The sequence below is a fragment of the Enterococcus sp. DIV0840 genome (genome assembly GCF_050527835.1).
Classification (GTDB): domain Bacteria; phylum Bacillota; class Bacilli; order Lactobacillales; family Enterococcaceae; genus Enterococcus_L; species Enterococcus_L ureasiticus.
Map to the genome: position 1 here is coordinate 1,780,745 of NZ_CP172876.1, position 26,191 is coordinate 1,806,935.

General features: G+C 35.3%; 30 protein-coding genes. 20 read left to right on the forward strand and 10 right to left on the reverse strand.

Going from position 1 to position 26,191, the window contains the following annotated elements; genetic code table 11:
- Positions 1-62 precede the first annotated feature (62 nt).
- The 4 genes from IGL98_RS08470 to IGL98_RS08485 all read left to right on the forward strand — a co-directional run bounded on the left by IGL98_RS08470 (position 63) and on the right by IGL98_RS08485 (position 3,683).
- Positions 63-638, forward strand: a complete 576-nt coding sequence (locus tag IGL98_RS08470) for a GNAT family N-acetyltransferase (protein WP_206842334.1) — start codon at positions 63-65, stop codon at positions 636-638.
- 367 nt (positions 639-1,005) lie between these two features.
- Entirely contained in the window at positions 1,006-1,995 is a 990-nt protein-coding gene (gene trpX / locus IGL98_RS08475) for a tryptophan ABC transporter substrate-binding protein (RefSeq protein ID WP_069644601.1), read from the forward strand.
- Positions 1,996-2,013: 18 nt separating this feature from the next.
- Positions 2,014-2,901 carry an ABC transporter permease gene (locus IGL98_RS08480; RefSeq protein ID WP_206912123.1) on the forward strand — a complete coding sequence of 296 codons (888 nt, stop codon included), beginning with the start codon at positions 2,014-2,016 and terminating at the stop codon, positions 2,899-2,901.
- Positions 2,898-3,683, forward strand: coding sequence for an ABC transporter ATP-binding protein (locus tag IGL98_RS08485; protein WP_206842337.1), 786 nt, complete (start codon positions 2,898-2,900; stop codon positions 3,681-3,683). Before IGL98_RS08480 ends, IGL98_RS08485 begins: the two co-directional genes overlap by 4 nt.
- A gap of 44 nt (positions 3,684-3,727) precedes the next feature.
- Here IGL98_RS08485 and IGL98_RS08490 read toward each other — a convergent pair whose 3' ends face one another.
- Positions 3,728-4,189, reverse strand: coding sequence for a threonine/serine exporter family protein (locus tag IGL98_RS08490; protein ID WP_206842338.1), 462 nt, complete (start codon positions 4,187-4,189; stop codon positions 3,728-3,730).
- Between the two features lie 12 nt (positions 4,190-4,201).
- Positions 4,202-4,963, reverse strand: coding sequence for a threonine/serine exporter family protein (locus IGL98_RS08495; protein WP_206842339.1), 762 nt, complete (start codon positions 4,961-4,963; stop codon positions 4,202-4,204).
- Positions 4,964-5,204: 241 nt separating this feature from the next.
- Between IGL98_RS08495 and IGL98_RS08500 the strand changes: the two genes are divergently transcribed.
- On the forward strand, positions 5,205-5,393 hold the full coding sequence (locus IGL98_RS08500; RefSeq protein ID WP_025869055.1) for a hypothetical protein: 189 nt from the start codon (positions 5,205-5,207) through the stop codon (positions 5,391-5,393).
- 39 nt (positions 5,394-5,432) lie between these two features.
- Here the strand turns inward: IGL98_RS08500 and IGL98_RS08505 are convergent, their stop codons facing one another.
- The gene (locus tag IGL98_RS08505; protein ID WP_206842340.1) at positions 5,433-6,206 is read right to left on the reverse strand and encodes a Cof-type HAD-IIB family hydrolase; all 774 of its coding nucleotides are present in this window, start codon (positions 6,204-6,206) and stop codon (positions 5,433-5,435) included.
- 150 nt (positions 6,207-6,356) lie between these two features.
- On the opposite strand from IGL98_RS08505, the gene IGL98_RS08510 reads away from it, so the two are divergent.
- Both IGL98_RS08510 and IGL98_RS08515 read left to right on the forward strand, forming a co-directional pair.
- The gene (locus IGL98_RS08510; protein ID WP_206912124.1) at positions 6,357-7,076 is read left to right on the forward strand and encodes a response regulator transcription factor; all 720 of its coding nucleotides are present in this window, start codon (positions 6,357-6,359) and stop codon (positions 7,074-7,076) included.
- Complete coding sequence (locus IGL98_RS08515) at positions 7,077-8,546, forward strand: sensor histidine kinase (protein WP_206842342.1); 1,470 nt, start codon at positions 7,077-7,079, stop codon at positions 8,544-8,546. It abuts the gene before it with no gap.
- Positions 8,547-8,586: 40 nt separating this feature from the next.
- Here IGL98_RS08515 and IGL98_RS08520 read toward each other — a convergent pair whose 3' ends face one another.
- The 3 genes from IGL98_RS08520 to IGL98_RS08530 all read right to left on the reverse strand — a co-directional run bounded on the left by IGL98_RS08520 (position 8,587) and on the right by IGL98_RS08530 (position 12,069).
- The gene (locus tag IGL98_RS08520) at positions 8,587-9,138 is read right to left on the reverse strand and encodes a hypothetical protein (protein WP_206842343.1); all 552 of its coding nucleotides are present in this window, start codon (positions 9,136-9,138) and stop codon (positions 8,587-8,589) included.
- 4 nt (positions 9,139-9,142) lie between these two features.
- On the reverse strand, positions 9,143-9,853 hold the full coding sequence (locus IGL98_RS08525) for an FtsX-like permease family protein (protein WP_206842344.1): 711 nt from the start codon (positions 9,851-9,853) through the stop codon (positions 9,143-9,145).
- Between the two features lie 107 nt (positions 9,854-9,960).
- Entirely contained in the window at positions 9,961-12,069 is a 2,109-nt protein-coding gene (locus tag IGL98_RS08530; RefSeq protein WP_339099625.1) for an LTA synthase family protein, read from the reverse strand.
- Between the two features lie 305 nt (positions 12,070-12,374).
- Between IGL98_RS08530 and IGL98_RS08535 the strand changes: the two genes are divergently transcribed.
- Positions 12,375-13,547 carry a class I SAM-dependent rRNA methyltransferase gene (locus tag IGL98_RS08535; RefSeq protein ID WP_206842345.1) on the forward strand — a complete coding sequence of 391 codons (1,173 nt, stop codon included), beginning with the start codon at positions 12,375-12,377 and terminating at the stop codon, positions 13,545-13,547.
- Positions 13,548-13,601: 54 nt separating this feature from the next.
- Here IGL98_RS08535 and IGL98_RS08540 read toward each other — a convergent pair whose 3' ends face one another.
- Positions 13,602-14,498 (reverse strand): LysR family transcriptional regulator, encoded by an 897-nt coding sequence (locus tag IGL98_RS08540; RefSeq protein ID WP_206912125.1) that lies wholly within the window; start codon positions 14,496-14,498, stop codon positions 13,602-13,604.
- A gap of 553 nt (positions 14,499-15,051) precedes the next feature.
- Between IGL98_RS08540 and IGL98_RS08545 the strand changes: the two genes are divergently transcribed.
- The 5 genes from IGL98_RS08545 (at position 15,052) to ybaK (ending at position 20,582) form a co-directional block, all read left to right on the forward strand.
- Positions 15,052-17,109, forward strand: coding sequence for an FAD-dependent oxidoreductase (locus IGL98_RS08545; protein ID WP_206842347.1), 2,058 nt, complete (start codon positions 15,052-15,054; stop codon positions 17,107-17,109).
- A gap of 16 nt (positions 17,110-17,125) precedes the next feature.
- Positions 17,126-18,004: a shikimate dehydrogenase gene (locus IGL98_RS08550; protein WP_206842348.1), complete on the forward strand. Its 879-nt coding sequence runs from the start codon at positions 17,126-17,128 to the stop codon at positions 18,002-18,004.
- Between the two features lie 16 nt (positions 18,005-18,020).
- Positions 18,021-19,223 carry an MFS transporter gene (locus IGL98_RS08555; RefSeq protein ID WP_206912126.1) on the forward strand — a complete coding sequence of 401 codons (1,203 nt, stop codon included), beginning with the start codon at positions 18,021-18,023 and terminating at the stop codon, positions 19,221-19,223.
- Between the two features lie 14 nt (positions 19,224-19,237).
- Entirely contained in the window at positions 19,238-19,993 is a 756-nt protein-coding gene (gene aroD, locus IGL98_RS08560; RefSeq protein WP_206912127.1) for a type I 3-dehydroquinate dehydratase, read from the forward strand.
- A gap of 136 nt (positions 19,994-20,129) precedes the next feature.
- Positions 20,130-20,582, forward strand: coding sequence for a Cys-tRNA(Pro) deacylase (ybaK, locus tag IGL98_RS08565; protein WP_206912168.1), 453 nt, complete (start codon positions 20,130-20,132; stop codon positions 20,580-20,582).
- Positions 20,583-20,610: 28 nt separating this feature from the next.
- Here ybaK and IGL98_RS08570 read toward each other — a convergent pair whose 3' ends face one another.
- Entirely contained in the window at positions 20,611-21,006 is a 396-nt protein-coding gene (locus tag IGL98_RS08570) for a ribonuclease HI family protein (RefSeq protein WP_206912128.1), read from the reverse strand.
- A gap of 84 nt (positions 21,007-21,090) precedes the next feature.
- Here IGL98_RS08570 and IGL98_RS08575 point away from each other — a divergent pair, with 84 nt between their 5' ends.
- Positions 21,091-21,534, forward strand: a complete 444-nt coding sequence (locus tag IGL98_RS08575) for an EbsA family protein (RefSeq protein WP_069644618.1) — start codon at positions 21,091-21,093, stop codon at positions 21,532-21,534.
- A gap of 35 nt (positions 21,535-21,569) precedes the next feature.
- On the opposite strand, the gene IGL98_RS08580 is transcribed toward IGL98_RS08575, so the two are convergent.
- Positions 21,570-21,770 (reverse strand): cold-shock protein, encoded by a 201-nt coding sequence (locus IGL98_RS08580; RefSeq protein WP_025869040.1) that lies wholly within the window; start codon positions 21,768-21,770, stop codon positions 21,570-21,572.
- A 182-nt stretch (positions 21,771-21,952) separates the two neighbouring features.
- Here IGL98_RS08580 and IGL98_RS08585 point away from each other — a divergent pair, with 182 nt between their 5' ends.
- Positions 21,953-22,351 carry a formate--tetrahydrofolate ligase gene (locus IGL98_RS08585; RefSeq protein ID WP_277989060.1) on the forward strand — a complete coding sequence of 133 codons (399 nt, stop codon included), beginning with the start codon at positions 21,953-21,955 and terminating at the stop codon, positions 22,349-22,351.
- Positions 22,352-22,378: 27 nt separating this feature from the next.
- On the opposite strand, the gene IGL98_RS08590 is transcribed toward IGL98_RS08585, so the two are convergent.
- On the reverse strand, positions 22,379-22,564 hold the full coding sequence (locus IGL98_RS08590) for a hypothetical protein (RefSeq protein WP_206842354.1): 186 nt from the start codon (positions 22,562-22,564) through the stop codon (positions 22,379-22,381).
- Positions 22,565-22,792: 228 nt separating this feature from the next.
- On the opposite strand from IGL98_RS08590, the gene IGL98_RS08595 reads away from it, so the two are divergent.
- The 5 genes from IGL98_RS08595 (at position 22,793) to pyrR (ending at position 26,188) form a co-directional block, all read left to right on the forward strand.
- Positions 22,793-23,176, forward strand: coding sequence for a hypothetical protein (locus tag IGL98_RS08595; RefSeq protein WP_206912129.1), 384 nt, complete (start codon positions 22,793-22,795; stop codon positions 23,174-23,176).
- Positions 23,176-23,877 carry a CBS domain-containing protein gene (locus IGL98_RS08600; RefSeq protein ID WP_206842356.1) on the forward strand — a complete coding sequence of 234 codons (702 nt, stop codon included), beginning with the start codon at positions 23,176-23,178 and terminating at the stop codon, positions 23,875-23,877. Before IGL98_RS08595 ends, IGL98_RS08600 begins: the two co-directional genes overlap by 1 nt.
- A gap of 6 nt (positions 23,878-23,883) precedes the next feature.
- On the forward strand, positions 23,884-24,360 hold the full coding sequence (gene lspA, locus IGL98_RS08605; protein ID WP_206912130.1) for a signal peptidase II: 477 nt from the start codon (positions 23,884-23,886) through the stop codon (positions 24,358-24,360).
- Complete coding sequence (locus IGL98_RS08610; RefSeq protein ID WP_206842358.1) at positions 24,347-25,252, forward strand: RluA family pseudouridine synthase; 906 nt, start codon at positions 24,347-24,349, stop codon at positions 25,250-25,252. Before lspA ends, IGL98_RS08610 begins: the two co-directional genes overlap by 14 nt.
- A gap of 378 nt (positions 25,253-25,630) precedes the next feature.
- The gene (gene pyrR, locus IGL98_RS08615) at positions 25,631-26,188 is read left to right on the forward strand and encodes a bifunctional pyr operon transcriptional regulator/uracil phosphoribosyltransferase PyrR (protein WP_206912131.1); all 558 of its coding nucleotides are present in this window, start codon (positions 25,631-25,633) and stop codon (positions 26,186-26,188) included.
- The last annotated feature ends 3 nt before the right edge of the window (positions 26,189-26,191 follow it).

The window sequence follows — 26,191 nt, forward strand, 5'->3', positions numbered from 1 at the left end:
TTTATTGGGACTTTTTATAACTAAACCTAGAGTGCAGCGTGTTTACGTAAGAAGTGAACGACGTGACAAGTGCTAAATGGCGGACTTTGGCGACAGATTTAGTAAAAAAGAGGACTCGGACTAATACTGAGTCCTCTTTCAATCGTAATAGGTCAAAAAAAGTCCGAATAACTGAAAACGTTCGTTTGATTCCTTTTGATAAGATTCGTAAAGAGTCCTTAAAATGGTATCAAGATCCAGAAAGTATGCGTAGCATTGTAGGAACCAAGACCACTTACACAAAAGAACAGATTCAACAAATGTACGAGTGGCAAAATGAACATGGCTTACTTTATTACATTGAATATAACAGTGGCAAGCATCCTCAAATAATCGGCGATGTCTGGTTAGCAGAAGATGACTACGCAATCGTGATCGATCGAGCATTTCGTAACCGACATATTGGGCGAATGGTCACCAAATATTTTATTTATAAATCCAAAAAAATGGGTAGAGATTTTATTACAGTCAGTGAAATATTTAATTGGAATAAAGCGTCTCAAAAAATGTTTACAAGTTTAGATTTTTATCCTTTTAAAGAAAATAAAGATAGTTGGAGTTACCGCAGACGTTTAAAAAAAGCTCAAAAGCAAAAGTAAAATTCAAAATAATCTCTGTTTGGACCATTTTTAGACTTGACGAACAAATTCTTTTTAGTGTAAACTGATTTCAACAGAAAAACTATAGGAGTGATTACATGAACAGACTATCAAAACCAATCAAAGAATTGAATAATTCATGGCAAAACTGGCGTAGATAGTTGTATGTATGATACTCTCATAGATACAACTTTAGAAGACAAATTCTAAATTTTGTATCTATGTCGGCTTATTCAAGATGAATTTTTGACCGCATAGATGAGTATTCTATGTGGTTTTTGTTTATAAACAACGACCGCTCCTTTTTAGGATTTGTCGTTGTTTTTTTGTTTAAAATTGTCAATTTGGTAAGAGGGAGAGAAAAAACATGAGAAAAAATCGTTTATCAGTCGTTGTAGCAATTATTGTTTTATTTTTGTTTGCATCATTTTTCATAGAAAAGAAAGAAACAGTAAAACAAAAACTACCAACCGTTGGTGTATTACAATTTGTTAGTCATCCTGCTTTAGATCAAATATATAAAGGGATTCAAGCCGGTTTGAAAGAAAAAGGATATGAAGACGGGAAAAATATACGAATTGCTTTTCAAAACGGCCAAGCCGATCAAAGTAAGCTAGCCACTATGAGTCAACAATTAGTACAAGAAAAAAAATCTGATGTTTTGATCGGGATCGCTACACCAGCCGCTCAAGCACTTGCTAATACAACATCAGAAATACCGATTATCCTTGGTGCAATAACCGATCCAGTTAGTGCAGGCCTTGTTAAAGACAATCAAAAGCCAGGTGGTAACATTACTGGCGTAAGTGATAAATCGCCGGTAGCTGCTCAGTTTGATTTAGCGACGGAAATCTTGCCTAAAGGTAAAAAAGTCGGAATCTTGTATGCTTCATCAGAAGAAAATTCCAAATATCAAGTTGAAGAGGCAAAAAGAGTTGCTGAAAAGAAAGGGTTGACTGTAAAAACATTTGCAGTACCTTCCAGTAATGAAATCGCGCAAACCGTTCAAGTAATGACCAGCGAAGTGGATTTTATTTATATTCCAACAGACAATACAATAGCTAACGCGATGCAAACCGTAGTTAGTGAAGCTAACAAAACAAAGACCCCAATCATTCCATCCGTCGATACAATGGTTGAACAAGGTGGACTTGCGACAGTGGGAATCAATCAATTTGAGTTAGGCGTTCAAACGGGTAAGATGGCCGCAGATATTTTATCAGGAGAAGCCAAACCTGCAACAACACCCATTTATACGTTTAAAACAGGGGACATCATCATTAATCAAAAACAAGCAGAGAAATTAGGGATTTCAATTCCTGAAAATATCAAATCTAAAGCAAAAATTATAGACTAAACACAGGGAGAGGATCACATGATAGTTTCAGCAATTGGACAAGGAATGTTATGGGCAATATTAGGATTAGGGATTTTCATGACGTATCGTATTTTAAATTTTCCAGATATGACGACAGAAGGTTCGTTTCCACTCGGAGGAGCAGTTTGTGTTACGGCTATCACTTCAGGAATTCACCCGATTTTAGCAACTTTATTAGGCGTTTTGGCAGGTATGTGTGCAGGGCTTGTTACCGGATTACTCTTTACAAAAGGAAAAATCCCAGTAATATTAGCAGGGATTTTGGTCATGTCGGGTTTGAATTCCGTTATTCTTTATGTAATGCAGACACCAAATTTATCTTTGTTGAATAAACCTAAAATTCAAGATTTCTTTTTACAACTAAATTTACCTGACTATTATGATATTGTATTTTTAGGCGTGATTTTTTTAGCGATCATCATTAGTTTATTACTATTTTTCTTTAATACAAATTTAGGTCAAGCGTATATTGCAACTGGAGACAATGAGCATATGGCGCGATCGATCGGAATTAAAACAGATTCTATGAAGATATTAGGTCTGACGTTATCAAATGGTGTGATCGCTTTGTCAGGTGCATTAATCGCTCAAAATGATGGGTATGCAGATGTCAACAAAGGAACCGGTGTGATCGTTATCGGATTGGCCTCAATCATCATTGGTGAAGTTTTGTTTGGAGAGTTGACTTTTTCGGAGCGCTCAGTAGCTATTGTTGTTGGGAGTATTATTTATCAATTACTTATTCTATTGGTCATCAAACTTGGATTCGACACAACCTATTTAAAAATCTTTTCAGCCGTGATCTTAGCTGCATGTTTAATGATTCCGCAATTGAAAAAGGCGTTGAATCTACACTTTTTACCACAAAAGGAGGTTGAGAAATGAGCACAGTTTTAGAGCTTAAAAATGCAACAAAACGTATCGATAATGGATTGAATGAAACAAAAATGATTTTAAATCATGTGAATTTGACAATTTCTCAAGGTGAATTTGTCACTGTTTTAGGTGGTAACGGTGCGGGTAAAAGCACCTTGTTTAACAGTATTGCCGGTACCGTAACATTGAGCGAAGGTGATTTGTTTATCAACGATCAGAATATTACGACATATTCCGAAGAAAAAAGAGCAAAATATTTATCTCGTGTTTTCCAAGATCCAAAAATGGGGACCGCACCAAGAATGACCGTTGCTGAGAATTTACTTTTAGCACTATATCGGGGAAAAAGACGTGGTTTACGCTTACGTAAATTGAACGAAGAAAGAGCCTTTTTTACAAAAATTTGCAGTGAAGTCGGAAACGGCTTAGAAAATCATCTGGATACACCAACTGGAAACTTATCTGGAGGTCAACGACAGGCGTTGAGTTTATTAATGGCGACATTATCTAAACCTGAATTACTGCTTTTAGATGAGCATACAGCCGCTCTAGATCCAAAAACGTCCAAACAATTGATGCAGCTGACAGACCAACGAATCAAAGAAGGTCAGTTGACTTGTTTAATGATCACTCACCGCATGGAGGATGCTTTACATTATGGCGATCGTTTGATCGTTTTACAAAAAGGCCAAATCATCAAAGATTTAAATAAAGCCGAAAAAGAAAAGTTGACTTTACAAGATTTATTGTTGTTTTTTGAAGAAGAAGTTGAAGAAATCTCAATTGATTAAATACAAAAAGATTGATCCAGTAAAAATTACTAGATCAATCTTTTTTATTCAGAATCTTTAAGTACAGTTTTATTTTTGTCCAATAAATTTTTCAACAGACGTTCAACAATTCCCGTCACCATAAAACCAGCTGCAATTGCGCCTGCTGTCATGATTACTTTAATGATAAAATGTATCCCACTGACATAATCACCTAAAACAATACTTCTAACCGCTTGATAAGCAGGTCCACCAGGGACTAAGGGAACGAGGCTAGGTATATTAAAAATCGTCATCGGCATTTTTTTTCTACGTGAAAAATAGATACTCAGTAAACCAATTCCGATCGCACCAAAAAAATTAGCAAATATCGCACCAGCTTCTAGGTTTTTAGTAGACCAGTAGATCATCCAGCCAACAGCACCAGTGAGACCACAAACATTCAAAACTTTTCTAGGAACATTAGTAACAATCCCGAAAGTGACCGTACTCAGATAGCTAAACAAACAATGAATAACAACTTCCACATTCATTTCTCCTTACATAAATAGTTTAAATACAATCGCAATGCCAATTCCGATGGATCCAGCAACAAATATCGCTTCGGTTGCACGTGCTGTTCCGCTTAATAAATGTCCGGCCAAGATATCCCTAAACGAATTGGTGATAGCAACACCAGGGACAAGCGGCATAACAGCGCCGATAATAATATTATCGATATTTCCAGCTAGATGGAATCTCACTGCTAAATAGGCCAATAAACCAATTGTGAAAGCTGCTAAAAAATCATCTAAAAATTTGATATTGAGCCAATTCTTAGTGAAATAAGCTACACTAAAACCAATCATTCCAATGAAAAAGGTAGCTAAAAAATCATGCCAATTCCCTCCAAAAATATACATCAACGTGCAACTGACAATTCCTGCTGCAACTATTTGCAAGGGAACAGAATAAGTTGGTGCTTCATGATTGATATTGGCAAGCTTTAGATTTAATTCTTCTAAAGAAATTTCTTTCTCGGCAAATTTCCGCGAAAGGCTATTAACGATCGCTACTTTTTCTAAGTTGATACTTCGTTCAGTCACATTTTCTAATTGGGTATAATTACTAGATCGAAACCCCATAAAAAGACCAGTTGCAGTAACGTAACTAACGCTTTCTTTTTGACCAGCATTTTCAGCAATTCGATTCATTGTATCTTCAACGCGATAAACTTCAGAACCACTTTCAGTCATAATTTTACCCGCCATTAAGCACGTATCTAAAATAAGTTGTATCGTTGATTGTTTCTTTTCATCCATGGACTAAAAACTCCTTACAATAAAGTTACAGTAAAATCAGTGTATCATTTTTTGAAGCTGTTTGAAATGATAGAGTAGTTTACATTGAAAAAGTTTAGAGTCGCAATGTTTAGAATTTCCTTAGAATTATAAAGAAACACTAAAAAATTGTAGGAAACTTCACAGATACCTAAAAGTTCCTTGCATTTTCTAATTAAAAGTCCTATCCTTATAGATAACAAACCAAAGGGGTCTAGATATTATGGATAAACAATGGTCACTTTATTCAGTAAGCAGTCTGATTTTACTTGTATTGTTAAAAAGGACATTCGATCAGGGACATATAGGATTAAGTGCTATTTTACTTTTTCTCTTACTGATTCAAGTGACAGGAACCGTTATCTGTGTTCATCAAAAAAGACATAAAAAAGAAATCCCATCTTCTAAATAAGAAGTGGGATTTTTTATTTTACTTTTAAAAACGAAAATACTAAATCAAATTAAAGTGCTTTAAGGCATGAATGATTCCGCCATCACTATTTTTCTTGGTGATAAAACTTGCTCGTTCTTTTAGCTCGGCTCTGGCATTGCCCATAGCGATTTTATTATCGCAAGCTTCAAACAAAGCCAAATCGTTGATCCCATCACCAAAAGCAAAAGTAGGAACAGATGGTAAATCCAAAGTCTTGAATAGATTTTTAACACCAGTACCTTTAGAAACACCTTTTCTGACAGTATCGATCGAATAAGGTCCATTACGATAAAAGGTCATTTCTGGAAAATGTTTCAGATAATGCTCATCACCATCTTCAGACAAGACTAACATCATATTAACGGTCTTATCTTTTAAGCTGGATCGATCGATTACAGGAACATCCGAATGGATAAAGGCATATGCGTTAGTTAGGATCTCACTGTGTCCAGAACACCAAATTTGTTGGTCATTATAATAGGAAATTTCGTGACCTAAACTTTTGACGTGTTCATACATTTTTAGGCATTCTTCATAGGTAAACTCATCAGAATAAACTTTTTTTCCTTCAACTTGGATAAACTGTCCATTCATAACGATGGCCGAGTCGATACCGCTGTCTTTCATAATATGCTCAATTTCTACAATAGTTCGTCCAGTTGCGATCATCGGTAAGACATTGTTGGCTTTTAATGCGCTGATAGCCGCCGTTATCTCAGGGGTAATTTGTGACTTGTTGTTCAGTAATGTTCCATCTAAATCAAAAAAAGCAACTGCTTGAATATTTTTCATGAATTTTCAACGTCCTTTCACACCTAATATTATCAAAGATTGAACAAAAGACAAAGCTTTTTTGAAGAAAGATAGAAGTTATTGGAGCTGAGTCGTTTTTAGAGTATAATATAAATGACGTTAAAATTGAAGAAATGAGGCGAGTACATAATGAATGTATTAATGATAGAAGATAATGAGTCAGTGTCAGAAATGATGCAAATGTTTTTTTTAAACGAAGGATGGGAAGCTACATTTAAATATGATGGTAAAGAAGGGTTGGATGCTTTTTTAGAAGATCCTGAAAAGTGGGACATGATTACACTAGATTTGAATTTACCAACAATGGATGGAATGGCCGTTTGCCGTGAAGTTCGTAAAGTGTCAAGTACAGTTCCAATCATAATGTTGACTGCTAGAGATTCAGAGAGTGATCAAGTAATCGGTCTAGAGATGGGCGCAGATGATTATGTAACAAAACCGTTCAGTCCGCTAACGTTGATCGCGCGTATCAAAGCACTGCACCGTCGTTCAGAAATTGGCGAACATGCGCTAGATGGTACGGATCGTTCAGACAATCAGTTTGATGTAGAGACAGATCACTTTAAAATGAATACAAAGACAAGAGAAGCGTATCTTGACAATAAACTGATTGATGGCTTAACACCAAAAGAATTCGATTTGCTTTACACTTTAGCGAAAAAACCAAGACAGGTCTTTTCACGAGAACAGTTGCTTGAAATGGTTTGGGATTATCAATATTTTGGTGATGAGCGAACAGTAGATGCACATATCAAAAAATTGCGTCAAAAAATTGAAAAAGTAGGGCCACAAGTGATTCAAACAGTTTGGGGTGTTGGGTATAAATTTGACGATTCTGGAGTAGCTTAGATGAAATATTTATATCAACAATTACTAGCTTTTTGGGGTGTCATCATTTTAATTATTTTAATTGTAGGGACATCGTTTACTCAACTGACTAAAAAGACCCTGCAGGATAATAATTATGAGCAGCTTCGAGGATATGCTATATCTGCTTGGAAAACAAAGGATTCGATCAATAAACTTCCCGGAATGACGGACCAGGATATATGGAATACATCGTTTAGTTTATTTGAAGGTTTTTTAAGTAATCAAGATGTTCAATTTGTTTTTTATGATAGAGATATGCAAGTACAATATCCTTTGAATACAGATAAAAAAATAGACGATTCTGTAATCAAAGAAAATTGGGCAGCACTTATGGAAGGCCAGCAAGAATACGCAACTATCAACAAAGATATTTATGGGAACAAGAACATGTCATCTTATGTGATGATGCCGGTGAGTAAGACCAATGTTCAATCAAATGAAAATGTAATCATAGGGGCATTAGTCATTACACAACCAGCTAAGAACGTTTCTGATAGTGTTGATGCAATAACGGCTAATTTGTTCAAAGGATTTATTATCTCTAGTATTGTAGGCTTGATTCTAAGTTATTTCTTTGCTAGTTTCCAAGTGAAACGAATCAATCGTATGAGAAAAGCTACAAAGGAGATAACTAGCGGTAATTTTGATGTTAAACTAGTTACGCATGATAAAGATGAGTTTGATGATTTGGCGGAAGATTTCAATAAAATGGCTGAATCACTGAAAGAATCCAGAGAAGAGATCGATCGTCAAGAGGATCGCCGCCGCCAATTCATGGCTGACGCTTCTCATGAGATGAGAACACCGCTGACTACTATCAATGGTTTACTTGAAGGACTGCAATATAATGCGATTCCAGAAGGTCAAAGAGAGAACGCCATTAAATTGATGCAAAATGAGACCTCTCGTTTGATTCGACTAGTGAATGAAAACTTAGACTATGAAAAAATCAGAACGAATCAAATCAGTATCGTCGTTAAAAAATTCGACGCAACTGAGACATTAAAAGATATTCTTACTCAATTAAAAGGAAAAGCTGAATCAGCTAATGATAAGCTTATATTAGAAGCTGATGACGCAATCGATGTCTTTGCAGATTATGATCGCTTCGTTCAAATCATGGTGAATATTATTCAAAATGCGATTCAATTTACTCAAGATGGTGAGATTCGCGTCCATCTTCAAAAAGGCTATTTAGAAACGATCATAACAATTTCTGATACAGGTATTGGTATGACAGAAGAACAAGTTCAAAATATTTGGGATCGCTATTATAAAGTTGATCCTTCTAGAAAAAATACAAAATATGGTGAATCTGGATTAGGTTTGTCTATTGTTCAGCAGTTGGTTCGTCTACACAAAGGAAAAATCAGTGTAGAAAGTCAGGAAGGTAAAGGGACTAGTTTTACTATTTCATTTCCTGATGTAGAGATAGAAGATGAAGCATAAAGAAAAAACCAGTTAAACAGAAAATGTTTAACTGGTTTTTTTAAGCTGTTTTAATGATTTTATCCATATAAGGACTTTCAGCGATTTGAATATCGTTGGTCAAAACAAGAATTGCTTTTTGCTTTTCTTTTGCAATTCTTTGTAGTAACGGTAACAGCTCTTGTCTTTGACCAATAGAAAGTTCTTGGAAGATATCATCAATAATGATGACATCTTTTTCTATGAGTAGTAGTTGAACTAACTGAAGTTTGATTTGTTCAAAGATACTTAATTGTTCTTCAGATTTATTTAAAACACTAGTGGTAAGTCCAACATAGTCGAACAAATCATTCAGCATTTTCTTTTTGTCTCTTTCTTTTACAGAAGAACCAACGAATAGGTTATCCTTAATAGAGAGGTAAGGTAAAAAGGTATTCTCAGATAGAATAAACCCAACGGCCATTGATTGTTTCATATCAAATGTTTTATCGATAAGAAAATAAAAATCTGCCTGAATGCTACTCTGATCCTCTAAAATAACCGTCATATGTTGCTGTTGGAATAATTCTTCAAAGCTTTCTTCAGTCCAATTTTTAACTAAGGGAAAATTCATACACTCACATCCTATATGCTTTTTGCGATTTTCTTGAAATAAAATAAGTTGAAATTAATGTAATTGTAGTTGTAATGGATAATAATAGGAGACAATTTTTAAAAAATGCGTTAAAAATCGTATTAGCAGGTAAGTTGCTTATATTTATTGCTAAAAACTGTGTATCTCCTGATGTATTGATTACTTGATTGGGTGTGCTCTCTACAAGTACGTGAGAAGAGAAAAAGGGAACTCGTTTAATGCCCATCCCATTAGAAAGCATAGGTCTAACGTATATCAAAATATATTCATATGTATGCTGGCAGACGATAAGAAACACAGCGACAGTAATGACTCCTGCTAATATAGGAATAACACTTTCCAATATCGATTGCTTGATGACGAAACGATTTGAGAAACCCATAATGCGCCATTTCATCATATCTTGTTTTTTTAATTTTAACGAGATAAATACTAATACTGTAATTAGTATTACCCAAACAAACAAGGTAACAAGATACAAAGAAGAGTATAGTTGCATGAGTTTTTGATAATTCATATGGTACTCGTTATTATATACTAAGCTACTGACTTGATTATAAAATGACTTTTCGATATCTTGAAGATTCAAAAAACTCGTTAATAAAAATAGAAAAAAAGCAGAGCAGACACCGATGGCAAAAGAAAGTTTTTTATGGTAGGAAACGCTAGCGAGAGCGTAACGAATATTTTTCAAATAGAATCACCTCACTAATCTAAGTATAAAAGAAGAATATGAATTAATTATGAATAAGATATAAAAAAGCTTGAGCAATTTACTCAAGCTTTCATGAATATTTAGGACTATTTGCCAGATTTTAAATAATCTTGGTAAGATTCAGTATGGTATTTATCAACAGTCGAGGTGTTATTGTTTTTACTATAAACACTTGTTGATTCTTTTCCTTTGTCTTTTTCGATTTTTTCTAATTGTTTTAATTGATCTTTGTAATTATAATCATCCGGATTTACTGGCGTTAATCCACTGTTTGTGTAAAAACGTAACAAGTCACCATTTGTTGTTTGATCCGACATTTGCAGCTGTAGGTTAGCTTTGTCTTTCAATTCTTTAGCTTCTTGTTTTTCTTGTTCAGTTGGTTCTTCTATTAAACGGCCAGTTGCTGTCTCATAGATACTCGAACCAAGCATCGTATATTTTGGTGAAACATAATTCCCGTTTCTAAAGGCAACCAGTTGTGAATTTTCTTTAGAGAACAAGTCTTGTCCCATTTGAATATAGTTTTTAGTATCAACACCCATTAAATGTAACAGGGTAGGTAAGGCATCGATTTGACCACCGTAAGTGTGGTTGATACCACCGTTTGTTTGACCTGGAACATGAATCATATAAGGAACACGTTGCATTGTTGAGTTATCAAAGTCATTCCAAGTTGATTTTGTTTTTCCAAGTAATTCAGCTAAGTTATCATTTCTAGAAGTAGAAATACCATAATGATCACCGTAAAGGACAATAACTGAGTTATCATACAAACCAGACGCTTTTAAATAGTTAAAGAATTCTTCGACTGCTTTATCAAGGTAGTTTGCTGTGGCGAAATAACCATTGATAGTTTCATCAGATGTTTGAGCAATCGGGAATCCAGCTTCATCATTTGTAAATTGAGAATATGGATAGTGGTTAGAAACAGCAATAAATTTAGAATAAAATGGTTGTTGTAAATGTTCCAAATATTGTGCGGATTGTTGGAAAAATGGTTTGTCATGCAATCCGTATTGGAATGAGTTATCTTCATTGACATCATAGTAATTAGCATCAAAGAAGTAATTATAACCCAAATGCTTGTAAGTTTCATTACGATTCCAGAAGTTACCCGCGTTTCCGTGGAAAACAGCACTTGTGTAACCTGCTTCTTGACCTAAAATAGCCGGAGCAGCTTCAAATGTATTTTTACCACCAACTTGAGTGAATAATGAACCTTGATCTAATCCAAATAATGAATTTTCGAACATTGTTTCAGCATCACTTGTTTTTCCTTGTCCCACTTGATGGAAGAAATTATCAAAACTATAGGTGCTGTTACTGTGATATAAGCTGTTGATAAAAGGTGTAACGACATGTTCAACACCTTTGTCATCTTTTAATTTGTAGTCAATCAAAAATTGTTGGAAACTTTCTAAATGAATATAGATAACATTTTTTCCTTTAGCCATGCCAAATGTATCAGGGTTGGGTGCTGCACAATGTCCTTTGACATAATCAGAAACAGCATCCATATCGTTCTCACTAGCTTCTGCTCGCACTTGGTTTGTTTGGTAAGTTGTCACGCCATCATAGACTGTGAAGGCATTTAAACCTAAAAACTTAACAATGTAGTCACGAGAAAATTGACGTCCTAATAATTGCGGGCGGGCAGTTTCGGCTAATGTTAAGTTCGCTACAAAAAATAAAGCAGACAACATACTGATTGAAACGGCAACGCGGGCTCTAACTGGACGTTCATCCATCTTGATTTTTTTAGTAATCAGTAAAATACCGACAATAATAAAATCAATCCAATAAATCACATCATAAGGTCTAAACAAACGCAGAGCACTTTCACCAAGACCACTAGCAACTTTTCCAGCACCAAGCATTGTATTGACAGTGATAAAGTCAGTAAATTCTCTGTAATAAACAACATTTGAGAATAACAGTAAAGACATTAAGAAATAAATCACCATCATGGTAATATAAGAAGCTTTCTTTCTTCGTACATATAGAGCGATTGCCAATAAGAAAAATGTGGAGGCAATTGGATTAATGAAGAGAATGAAATATTCGAAAGCATTTTCGATTCTTAAATTAAAATCAACCGTATAAGCAAAAATGTTTTTCAGCCAAATCAACACTGCAACGAATCCAAAGAGTCCTAGCCGAGTGTTTAAAAATTTAGGCATATGTATTTTTTTTATAATATTCAAAGTGAACGTATCCTTTCTAAACTCAGATCTAAAAGAAAGCCAATGAACTATTTTCAAGAGCTTTTCATATACTTCTACAATTCTACTCTCTCAACAATTCTATGTCAATTTAAATCAAGATCGAACGTGAGAAAGTTAATAAAATTTTACTTTTTTTAAGATATCAAAAAATTCATCAATTAACTTATAGCTAACGACAGAAGAATCATTTTTTGGTATACTAGCCAATGATGTGTACGTAAGCAGCTGAGCTGTTGTAAGTAAAAAATTAAATTAGGACAAAGGATGTACAGCAAATGAATATAATAGTAACAAAAAAATCAGAAAAAAAATTTAAAGGAAGATATCCTCTTATTCAAAAAGAAGATTTGCTTGATATGCCAAAGTCATTTTCAGCTGATTGGGTCAATTTGGTTGATAATAAAGGACAATTCATTGCGACCGGATATCTTGGCGAACAAAACAAAGGCATCGGCTGGTTAGTAAATTGGCAGGGAAGTGTGGATCCGCTTTTTTTGGAAAGCTTATTTTTAAAAGCCAAAAACCATAGAACTGTCTATGAGCAAGATGAATCAACCACAGCTTACCGCTTGTTTAACGGAGAAGGGGATGGACTTGGCGGCTTGATTATTGACCGTTACGATGATTTTGCCGTATTTTTTTGGTATAACGAAACGTTGTATCAGAAAAAGGAAGAAATCGTCCAAGCTTTTAGAAAAAGCACACCAGAAATCAAAGGAGCTTATGAAAAAATTCGTTTCTCTAATGATTCATTACCAGAATCTCAAAAATTGTTTGGTTTAGATGCTCCTGAACCTCTTTTAGTGTCTGAAAATGGCGTAACATACGCTACCTATTTAAACGATGGCTTAATGACTGGGATATTTTTGGATCAAAAAGAAGTTCGAGGACGCTTGGCCGAAGGGATCGTTGCAGGTAAGACTGTCTTGAACATGTTTAGTTATACTGGTGCGTTTTCAGTTGCTAGTGCGATGGGCGGTTCAAACACGACCACAAGTGTTGATTTGGCTAAACGTAGTTTGCCAAAGACAAAAGAGCAATTTGAAGTGAATCATTTAGCTGTAGAGGATCAAAAAATCGTGGTGATGGATGTCTTTGACTATTTTAAATATGCTGCACGAAAGCAACTGAACTATGATGTGATTATTCTTGATCCACCAAGTTTTGCCCGAAACAAGAAAAAAGTTTTTTCAGTCGCTAAAAATTATGGGGACTTGGTAAAGGACTCTGTGGATATCCTAAAAAAAGAAGGCTTGTTGATTGCTTCAACCAATGCAGCCAATATTTCACTAGAAAAATATAAAAAAATGATTGTTCATGCTTTAGAAGAAAAACAGGTCCGCTATCAAATTAAAGAAACCTATCAATTACCTAGTGATTTTAAAACAAATAAACATTTTGAAGAGGGGAACTACTTAAAAGTATTTTTTATTGACATACAAAAATAATAAACAAGAGGCTAGGACGTAACTCGTAGAGTTATGCTGTCCCAGCCTCTTGCTTTATTGATAAAACGTGTTTTGTGCAAAAGGAACAATAAATTCTTTAAACCGTAATGCGGCTGGTGAAAGAAAATGGTCTTTCTTTGTTGCTAGATAAATATAACGAGGGAAGAAGTTATCTTCAAGCGCAATCGTTTTAACTTTATAAGACGAAATTGACGGAATCTTCGGCATCAAAGCGATCCCATAATCATAGGCAACAAAGCCTAACATTGTATGATCTTCTTCTACCTCACATATAATAGTTGGTTTAATGGAAGCAGCCGTGAGCATTTTATCAATATAAGGACGCAAACCGCTTCTTTCGTTGAAATAAACAAAAGGATACTCCTTGGTTTCTTTCAATGAAATACTGTCATAAGCAGCCAATGGATGTTCAATCGGAACAACTAAAACAATTTCTTGCTCTGTCAAAATCTCGTAATTGAGCTGTTCATCTTCTTTTAGCTTTGAAGTTATGGCAATATCAACTTCTTCCTTTAAGAGTAAGTCGGTCATATCAGAAGAGTTACCTTGACATAAATTAAAACGAATTTGTTCATTACCTGGATAAGTTGAAAATTCTTTCATTAACATAGGAGCCAAAAAAGAGCCCGCAGTATAAATAAAACCAAAGTCGATCAATCCTTTCTCGGGACTAACTAATTCTTTTAACGCACGTTCACCTTTAGCTAATTCTTCTAATGCAGTCGAGACATAAGTATAGAAAAATTTCCCGTATTTTGTCAGCTGGATATTTCTGCCTTTTTTTTCAAATAACTGAGCGTCTAGTTCTTTTTCTAATTCGGACATAGAGTGGCTTAAATTTGGTTGTGTTGTATTTAATAATTTAGCCGCATGTGTCATGTGCTGGGTGTCAGCTAACATTCTAAAAAATTCTAGTTGTCGCAAATTCATGTGTAATAACTCCTTATTGATCATTCATAAGTATAGTTTATCAATAAATACTGAAAGATGCATCAAAAAAACGATTTAGGTTTATCTATAAATATTATTTATCTAAAACATGAAAAACATTCATTGGAATTTATTGGTTGGTTAGATTAGAATAAAATTATAGCGATTGTGAAAAAAGTAACAATTGGAATTAACATTAAAGTGAGCTGGTCTTTTATGCAAATTAGAGAGGACAAAAGTACCTCGTTATAATTTCCAGTTTTTCTGTCAGAATTGGACGAGCCCGTTTCGCTTTTAATGTTATCTAGCCATACAAATCAATCCTTAGGCAAATAGATAAAATGTCAATGAAATAAAGACCATTTCAATGACATTTTCCTAATTTTCTACAGGATTACCCGATTTGTTCCGCTTTTAATGTTATCTAGCTACGCGGGCTAGCTCTTCGGAAAAAAGATAAATTATGAATGAGGTAAAGCACCTCAGTCACAATTTCCTATTTTTCTGTCAGAGCTGAACGAGCCCGCTTTGCTTTTAAATTTAGGAGGTAATCATGAATAATTATCAAGCAATCTTTGAACCTTTAACTGTAAAACGAATGACATTGAAAAATCGTGTTGTCATGCCGCCAATGGGAACGAATTTCGCTAATATGGACGGTACATTCAGCATGCAACATGTTTCATACTATGAACAACGTGCTAAAGGTGGAACGGGTTTGATCACCTTAGAAAATGTGTGTATTGATTATCCGATGGGGACTAATGGTGCTCGTCAATTAAGGATGGATAATGACCAATATATTTCAGGTTTATGGCATTTTAACGAAAAAATGCATGCATATGGCGCTTGTACATCTGTTCAAATCAATCATGCTGGTGCTTCAGCATATGGGCTACGTTTAGATGGTGAACAACCAGTTTCAGCCTCTAATATTCCTTCTAAAAAAGGAAATCCGATTCCGCGTCCATTGACCGAAGAGGAAATTTATGGAATCGTAGATCGTTATGCAGATGGTGCACTAAGAGCTCAACGTGCTGGATTTGATTGTGTAGAAATTCACGCAGGCCATTCGTATCTATTAAGCCAATTTTTATCTCCTTTATATAATAAACGAACAGACAAATTTGGTGGAAGTCCTGAAAATCGTGCTCGTTTTACAACATTAGTTGTTGAAGCTGTTAGAAAAGCTGTAGGACCTTTTTTCCCGATTTCTCTACGTTTTAGTGCCGATGAACTGTTAGAAGGCGGTAATACATTAGAAGATACGATTGAGATTTTAAGCTACTTTGCAGATGAAGTGGATATTTTAAATGTGTCTGCAGCGTTGAATGATAGTCTGCAATATCAAATCGATAAAATGAATTTAGAGGATGGCTGGCGTGCTTACATGTCAAAAGCGGTCAAAGAACGTTTTCCTGACAAAATAACCGTTACATCTGGAAATATCCGCAGTCCTAAACGTGCAACAGAAATTCTAGAAGCAGGTGATGCTGACTTATTAGCTATGGGGCGTGGCTTGATTGCTGAACCGAATTGGGTCAATAAAGTTGCCAATGGGCAAGAAGATTTACTTAGAAAGTGCATCTCTTGCAATATTGGCTGTGCAGACCATCGAATTGCTAAAGCACGACCAATGCGTTGTACCGTTAATCCTGATCTGCATTATGAAGATGACTATAAAATGAAACCTATTTTACATCCAACCAAAATGGTTGTGATTGGTGGAGGAACGACTGGACTTGAAGCCGCCGCTACAGCAGCTGAAGTTGGTGTTAGCGTAGAACTCTTTGAACAAAAAGATTATTTAGGCGGATTAGGTCACGAAATCGCTCGTTTCCCTGATAAGAAAAGAATCGATGATTTTATCACCTATGAAATTAATCGTTGTAAAGAATTGGATAATTTAGCGATTCATTTAAATCATGCTGCAACGTTAGCTGATATTGAAGCAATCGGACCTGATATCATTGTCAACGCAACAGGTGCAAAACCTTTATTGCCACCAATCAATGGCTTAAAAGAACAATTAGATAATCCAAATAGAAAAATTTTCTCTATTTTCGATATCTTGGATGATATGTCAAAATTCCAAGAATTTGAAGGAAAAGAAGTAGTTGTGATCGGCGGAGGTGCTGTTGGGTTAGACGTTGTTGAATATTACGCTGAACGTGGTGCTAAAAAAGTTAGTATAGTGGAAATGCAAGGTGAAATTGGGAAAGATCTAGATTTGATCACAAAACTTGCGATGATGGAAATCGTCGAAAAATTTGGTGTGGAAGTTCATGTAGAAACAAAACTGACAGAAGTTAGAGAAAATAGTTTCTTAGTTGAAAAAGATGGAGAAATGCTTGAATTACCATTTGATTTAGGTTTCGTATGTTTAGGAATGCGTGCAGAAGCTCCGATGATTCGTGAACTAGATCAGTATGCTAGAAGTAAAGGCGCTGTTCTTTTAAATATGGGTGATAGCAAAGTAGCTAGACGGATCATGGAAGGAACAAGAGAAGCTCGCGACATTCTAAAAACAATAGAAGTTCTAGAAAACACACGAACACAAAAAGCGTTGTTTGAACAAACAAAAAGTCTACAAGCAACAAAAACTATATAAAGTGAGGGAATTTAAGATGACAGAAAGAATTGACGGACACACATTATTGATCAGTTTGATTGCAACACCGATTCGCCATAGCTTATCGCCGACTATGCATAATGAGGCTTTTGCTAAATTAGGTTTAGATTATGCTTATATGGCGTTTGAAGTAGGAAATGAAGAATTGAAAGATGCGGTTCAAGGAATTCGTGCATTAGGAATTCGGGGTTCAAATGTTTCAATGCCAAATAAACAAGCAATTATTCCATATTTAGACGAACTTTCACCTGCTGCAAAATTAGTTGGTGCGGTTAATACCGTCACGAATAAAGATGGAAAAGGTCATTTAGTCGGGCATGTAACGGATGGCACTGGTGCGATGCGTGCGTTAAAAGAAGAAGACGTAGAAGTCGAAAATCAAATCATCACGATGACAGGTGCTGGCGGTGCTGGTACTGCAATCGCGATTCAAGCAGCGTTGGATGGCGCTAAAGAATTACGGATTTTCAATATCAATGATCAACATTACAAAAATGCTGAAGAAACAGTGAAAAAAATCAACGAAAATACAGAATGTAAAGCAACACTAACTGATTTATCTAATCAAGCAGCGTTTAAACAGTCAATCAGTGAAAGTAGTATTTATATTGATGCAACTGGAGTAGGCATGAAACCATTACAAGAAGAAAGCTTGATCAATGATCCAGAAGTGATTCGTCCAGACTTAGTTGTCTTTGATGTTGTCTATATCCCGAAAGAAACAAAGTTGTTAAAATTTGCTCGCGAACATGGCGCAAAGAAAACAATCAATGGTCTTGGTATGATGCTTTATCAAGGGGCAGAAGCATTCAAGCATTTCACTGGGGAAGATATGCCTGTTGACTATATTAAAGAACTACTATTTAAGGACTAACAGTTAGGAGAAAACGATGAAAAATAAATACACACCGACTGCGATCGGTCTATATATCAACTATATTGTCCACGGGATGGGCGTTATCATTATTTCCCAAAACCAAAATTCATTGATGACACAATGGGATACAGATTTGATGGGAATTGCTAAGGTTATTTCGATGTTAGGGATCGGACGTCTAATTGCAATCATGATATCAGGACGCTTATCCGATAAGTTTGGACGTAAGCCATTTATTTATTTAGGAATGATTACTTATGCAGCTTATTTCTTTGGAATATTATATAGTCCAAGCGTTGAGTTAGCGATGTTTTTTGCGGTAATTGCTGGTATTTCCAATTCATTCCTAGATTCTGGAACGTATCCAGCTTTGATGGAATCATTTCCTAAAACAGCAGGAACAGCAACTGTTTTGTTAAAAGCTTTTATTCAAGGTGGTCAATTTGCTTTGCCATTGATGATTAAATTCTTAGCTTCTAATCACTTGTGGTTTGGTTGGTCATTTATGATTGCTGCAATTTTACTTGGGGTCAATGCGATTTATCTGTGGAAACAACCTTTCCCAGATGCAGATGCCAAACTTGCTGAAGAAACAGAAGAAGTAGTAGAACAAGCACCAGCAGTTAAATTTAAATCAAAACCTAAGATGGCAATCGAAGGTGTAGCTTTTGTTATTTATGGTTTTATCGCACAAGCAACTTTTTATCTAATCAGTCAATTTATTGGAACGTACGGTGAACAAGTCGCTGGTATGGCTCAAACAGATGCAGGCGTGTTAGTTTCGTATTATTCTATTGGTTCATTATTATGTGTAGCATTTACAGCAATTATGGCTTCTAAAGTTCGTTCAGTGTATTTAGTTGTTATTTATACGTTCGTTTCGTTTTTGACAATCGCTATTATGTGGTTATTCCCGACTCCACTTGTTTGTATGATTGGAGCAGCCTTAGTCGGTTTCTTTGCAGCGGGTGGCGTGTTACAATTAGGATTGACAGTGATGGGGGAAATGTTCCCAGCAGGTAAGGGGACAATTACCGGAATCTACTATACATTTGGGAGTATCGCTTCATTTGTTATTCCAGTCGCAGCGGCCCAAATTGCTAAAACGAATGTACGTGGTATCATGTTATTCGATACAATCATTGCAGGAATCGGTTTTGTGTTAGCGGTCATTATTTTTATTCGCTACCGCCAAACAATTGATACATCTAAATAGGGAGGATGCAAAAAATGAATACAGTCACAGTTAAAAACGTGACTCTCGGAAGTGGGAGTCCTAAAATCATTGTTCCTCTAGTAGGCAAAAATGAAGTAGAATTAATAGAAGAAGCCAAACATTTATTAACGATCGACTGTGATCTAGTTGAATGGCGTGTTGATTTTTTTGATCAAGTAGCTGATTTTCAAGCAGCTGCTGAAATGTCAAAAAAAATCTCGGAAATCTTAGCAGATAAACCAGTGCTCTTCACATTCCGTACAAAACAAGAAGGCGGCGAAATTCCGTTTTCAGATGAGCAATATTTTGGCTTGTACAAAACAGTTATAGCAAATGGTGCAATTGATTTGTTAGACGTTGAATTGTTTATGGATGATACTCTTGTTCAACAAACGATCGAAGTAGCACATGAAAAAGGGATCAAAATCGTTATGTGTAATCATGATTTTGATAAAACACCTAACAAAGAAGAAATTGTTTCAAGATTATGCCGCATGCAAGAAAAAAATGCTGATATCTGTAAAATTGCTGTCATGCCGCAATGTGCAGAAGATGTATTGACACTCTTAGTAGCCACAAATGAAATGAAAACGGCGCATGCAGATCGACCAATCGTTACAATGTCTATGGGGCAATTAGGCATGGTTAGTCGGATGTGTGGAGAAGTTTTCGGTTCAGCAATGACTTTCGGTGCCGCTAAAAAAGCTTCCGCACCAGGACAAGTTCCAGTAGGAGAGTTACGTGAAGTTCTTAAAACATTAGCACTATAATCAATAGACTAGTTAGAAAGAGTATAACTCATTTCTAACTAGTCTATTTTTTTTGCATCCGCTGATTTCTTTGATACACTTAAACTTGAGGTGAATAAAATTGGCTAAGAAAAAGAAAACACAAAAAACTAACGCAATGCGAATTATTGAACAACATAAAATAACATATAAAGAATATGAATTTGAATGGAGTGAAGACCATTTAAGTGCAGATAGCGTTGCCGAAAAATTAAGTATCGAAGATGGAAAAATCTTTAAGACGCTAGTAACCATAGGAAATAAAACGGGCCCAGTGGTTGCCGTTATTCCAGGTAATAAAGAATTAGATCTAAAAAAATTAGCACTTGCAAGCGGCAATAAAAAAGTTGATATGCTCCATCTGAAAGATTTAGAAGAAATAACAGGCTATATCAGAGGTGGGTGTTCCCCAATCGGAATGAAAAAACTGTTCCCAACCTATCTTGCCGAGGAAGCAAATAAATTCGATACGATCATTATTTCGGCTGGTAAAAGAGGAATGCAGATTGAATTGTCTCCATTGTCGATTCTCCAAGTAACAAATGGCGAAATGGCAGATTTAACAATGTGAAATAGAATGAGTCGTATTTGAACAACTTCTATTGATATTTTTGTAATGCCTGTTTAGCTAAAGTGTCTGCGCCTTTATTCTGGCTTTCAGGAAGCCATTTTACCAACAATAGAAGAAAACGGCTTTCTAATTGTTGAAAAGTATGTAGGTAAGGCTGGAACATAGCGTTTTTGGCATGTTGTTTTTCAATTGTTTGAGCAACGATTTTACTATCAGAATGAATCAATACGGTTTGATCATTTAGCCCTTTTTCAATGACTAATTGGAGAGCTTTAATAAAAACTTTAAACTCAGCTTCATGATTGGAAAACTCGCCAAGCGGTACATGGATTTGCTCGTGAAGTGCATCTCCTACAATAACGATACCGCCACCACTTGGCCCGGGATTTCCTTTTGTTGCAGCATCGACATATATTCGTAACATAAAAGTCTCCTTATTTTCTTTTCGTTAAAAGTTGAAGTGTGGTACTATTATAACATACTGAAATTTTTATTAAGGGGTCGCTACATGAAGAAAAAAGTCTATCATTGGCAACCAGAATTATCAACAGCGATAATTTATTGGTCCTGTACATTTGGCATTTTATTTTTAAGTTTGATTTTAACATTGGAACATACTCGCCCTTATTTGATTAGCAATATTGTGTTAGGTATTTTCATTTTCTTTGCTTTTCTAGGGTGCAATCGTTATTTTATTATTGATGACGAGTATTTGATCATCCATGCGATATTACCGATAAGGCGTAAAAAAATAACATTATCTGCTATCGAAATGATTCGAGTCGGACCTAAATGTATTGAAGTAAACTCACCTGAGCTGAAAGAAGAAACACAAATGTTTATTATGACCAAAAAAAATAAAGCAGCATTTATAGAAAAACTTAAGCAACAAGAACTATTTACAGCAAAAATTATTGATGATCCTGAATTGACTATCAGTAAACATTATTAAAAAACAGCATTCTGCTAAGCGGAATGCTGTTTTTTCTATATTTTCTTCACATGAGCGGCTTGCAAACCACGTGTACCTTCCATTACTTCAAATTCAACAGCTTGATTTTCTTCTAAAGATTTAAAGCCATCTTCTTCTATTGCTGTGAAATGAACAAAGATTTCCTCGTCTTCATTGTAACCAATAAAGCCATAACCTTTTCTATTATCGAACCACTTGACGAACCCTTTTTCCATTCAAATCACGCTCCTTTATTTTCTAAAGTCTAGCATCATTATAAAGTGAAAAAAGAACCCCGTCAAACTTTTGTAAAAAAGTCGATTTTATAGTAGAAAAGGACTGGAATGAACACTTTGACAAGTTATACATTAACGAAAATCTAATTTTTCATAATATTGTTCGGTAAATTTCTTTTTTCATGAGGAATACTATCGGAAATTTCCAGGATATTAACTTATTACTTATCAATAAAGTAGTAAAGTTGATTGGTTTAATTCAAGAGGAGCTAAAATTATTTGTAAAATACAAAACAAAAATTTATTTCTCCACAATTAAACATTTATCAGAAAATGAAGAAGGTAAATGGATTTTAGTTACTTCCTTCAATCCAACTCTTGTAAAGTCGCTGAAAATGATAAAGCGATGGGATGATTTTAAATCTAAAAAGATGCTGGGACATAGCTCTACGAGCCACATCCCAGCATCAAGAAATCCAAATAAACGTTGGGAGCAGAAGCAACTTCTTTGGAAATATGCTGAAGTTCACGAAAATTTAAAAAGTAATTTTCGTGAATGCTGTCTTATTTCTCGGAGTTAAACATCTATGTTCCAACCTCTTTGTCATTTAAATCGAACTTAAAAAGCCATCAACTAAACCAAAGCAAAATGGAATAATAGCGCTAAATGACAAAAATATAAAAGCAGTTTTTTGTAAAATAGTAAGGGTATGGAAATCTTTTCTAAAAGAAAAAATCAACAAGATAAAACCAACTTCACCAACAAAACTCGCGATTTCGGATAATAAAGCCATCCGTTCAACTCTCCTTTCAAGTACCTATTTTACAGTATAATACTTTTAAAAATGTTTGACAATTCTTCCTTGAAGGATTGTTATTTGAAGTTGTAATGCCTTCAAAAAATCTGTAGTCGATACCCTTGTAAGGCATGTCCCTATTTAATTCTCATAAAAGCAACTTCTTTCTTCCAGTTAGCAGCTTTTTGTTATATACTTTAGACTAAAGCTCGAGGAGGAATCAACATGAATATTCGTTGTACTAGAAATACCGGATTTTATGGAATGGGCGGTCCAATCGAGGTCATGAAAAATAATAAAAAGTGGTTTTACTTAAGCCAAAATGAAACCAAACAAGTCAAAATAGAAGAAACGGAATGCACAATACAAGCTAATTTTTTCTTTTTGAAGAGTGCACCTTTTTTAGTGGTCGATCAGGGGCAAACAGTTGATTTAGAGATAACAATGAACCCAACTTTGCTTTTAATTTATGTTATACTTTTCATTGGCATGTTTTTGATTCCTGTGTTGCATTTGAACATAATAGGAATTTTACTGTTACTTGTTATTTATTTTATTTTTGTATTTTCAATGTTAAATAAAGCTTATGTCATCAAGGAGAAAATATAATGGGCGAGAGAGCGGAAGAATTTTTAAGTAGTTTTAATCGGATTGAAAAATGGTTTCGTGAACAATTAAATAATCCGACAAATATGGGATTCAGCGAAATGGTCCGCAGGCTATCTAGGAAAAAAGACAGTCAAATGCCACTTTTTCAAGATGATTTACTACAAATGGCTCAATTAAGGAATGCGATTGTCCATGAACAGATTTCAACTGATTTTGTGATAGCTGAACCCAATGAGTGGGCTGTCAATCGTATGCTGGAAATTGAACAAGCGTTGATCAGTCCTGAAAAAGTTCTCCCTCGTTTTTCAAAAAAGGTCACAGGGTTTGATGTAAACATTTCAATCAAAGAAATTTTATCGATTGTAGCTCGTAAGCAATATTCACAATTTCCAATCTATGATGATGGGATATTTAAAGGGTTGATCACAGTACGAGGTTTGGGAATTTGGCTAGCGGTCGAAAGTTCAAAAGGAGACATTCAATTAGAAGGAAGAAAAGCCTCTGAACTTTTAGTGAGCAATTATAAAGGCAGTAACTATCAATTTGTCAGCAAAGAGACGACTGTGTTTCAAGTTGAGGAGCTGTTTGTGACTCAAGTTAGATTAGAAGCGATCTTGATTACAAAAGACGGTAATCCAAATGGCAGTTTACTTGGCATTATTCGTCCAAGAGATTTATATAATAATTTAGAGAAGGAATGAAAGCCGTTGTTAGCAGTTTATTTAATTATCAGTGCAGTTTTGGTCGGTTTAGATCAGTGGGTCAAATATTTAACGGTAGCCAATATCCCTTTAGGTGAAACGAAAGAGTTTATTCCCGGAGTGTTATCATTTACGTACCTTCGTAATACAGGTGCCGCTTGGAGCCTTTTAGAAGGGGAAATGTGGTTCTTTTATATCGTCACGGTGATCGTGGTAGCCGTGGTTTTGTATATTTTAGTTAAAAATATTAATGGAAGCAAGTGGTTTACAGTCGGTTTGAGTTTAGTCTTAGCAGGAGCAGTCGGAAATTTTATCGATCGTATTCGTCTAGGTTTTGTTGTTGATATGTTCCAAACAGAATTTATTAGCTTTCCTATATTCAATGTTGCTGACTCTGCGCTTGTTATTGGCGTGATATGTATTTTTATTTATTTGATTTTAGACGAAAAAGCAGCGAAGGATGGAAAAAATGGACCAAATTAATGTAAAAATAAAGCAAGAAAAAGGACGGATCGATAAAGTTTTAAGTGAGCTATTGAAAGATCATTCCCGTTCACAAATTCAACAATGGTTAAAAGACCAAAATATTACGGTCAATGGTGAAATTACCCGTTCAAATTATAAAGTAAAAGAAAACGACGAAATCAGTATCAATGTACCTGAACCAGAAGAACTTGACGTTTTGGCAGAAGATATTCCAATTGAAATCGTTTATGAGGATGATGATGTATTAGTTGTTAATAAACCTCAAGGAATGGTCGTTCATCCATCAGCAGGGCATCAGCATGGAACACTAGTAAATGCTCTGTTATACCATATAAAGGACTTGTCTTCGATCAATGGCATCATTCGTCCAGGTATCGTGCATCGTATCGATAAAGATACTTCAGGTTTATTAATGGTAGCTAAAAATGATAAAGCTCATATTGCTTTAGCGGAACAATTAAAAGATAAAACTTCACTTAGAAAGTACGTTGCCTTAGTCCACGGAGAAATATCCCATGATAAAGGTGAAATCAACGCACCAATCGGTCGTTCAAAAAATGATCGGAAAATGCAAGCAGTGATCGAAGGCGGAAAACCTGCAGTGACGCATTTCGAAGTCTTGGAACGTTTTGAAGGCTTTACTTTAGTTCAACTTCAATTAGAAACAGGGCGCACGCATCAAATCCGTGTTCATATGAAATATATCGGCTATCCAGTTGCTGGCGATCCTTTATATGGACCAAGAAAAACATTAAAGGGAAAAGGGCAATTTTTACATGCTGAAGTACTAGGTTTTAAACATCCAACAACTGGCCAAATGATGGTATTTGAAGCACCTTTACCTGATCTTTTTGAAAAAACTTTAGACCAATTAAGAAATAATGATTGATTTATTTCAAAAGAAAAGGTAAACTGTTTTAGAAAGAAAATTAAATAAGTAATCCTTTAAGAGTAGTCCCGTGAGGCTAAGAAGGAAACATGCAGAACAATATCTAAGTGCGCTTAGAAAAAATCTGTGTGAACTGAATGGTATCTTTGTATAGATAAATTCAATCCTCCTATCCGAACACGGGTGGGAGGATTTTTTGTTTGCTGTGAATCGCGAAGAACAAAGTGAGCAAAGCTACCATACTAAAAGCCTCAACTACTTAAAATAAGGAAAAGCAATCACTAACACACGTGAAAAAGAGCAAGTGTCACGCCTTTACACTGAAACAAATTGCTCATAAGGCATCAGTAAAAATCAAATTTTTAGGAGGAGAAAAAAATGCAAAGAAAAGAAGTCGTTGATGCAGTAACTATGAAACGAGCACTTACAAGAATCACTTATGAAATTATTGAAAGAAACAAAGGAATCCAAGATATCGTATTGGTAGGAATTAAAACTCGCGGTATCTACATTGCACAAAGAATAGCAGAGCGTTTAAAACAATTGGAACACATTGAAGTTCCTGTAGGTGAGTTGGACATTACCTTGTATCGTGACGATATGGACGGACAATCAATGAAAGAACGTTCGTTAGAAGAGCCAGAACTTCACTCGTCTGACATCCCCGTTTCATTAGAAGGAAAAGAAGTGATTTTGATTGATGATGTACTCTTTACAGGTCGAACAATCCGAGCAGCAATGGATGCAGTGATGGATCTTGGCCGACCAAGAAAAATTTCATTGGCGGTCTTAGTGGATAGAGGACATAGAGAACTTCCCATTCGAGCCGATTATGTTGGTAAAAACATTCCGACTTCGATGGCAGAAGAAATTATTGTTGAAGTGGAAGAAAAAGATGGTGCAGATCGGATTTTGATCGCAAGCACTGTAGAGTAGACA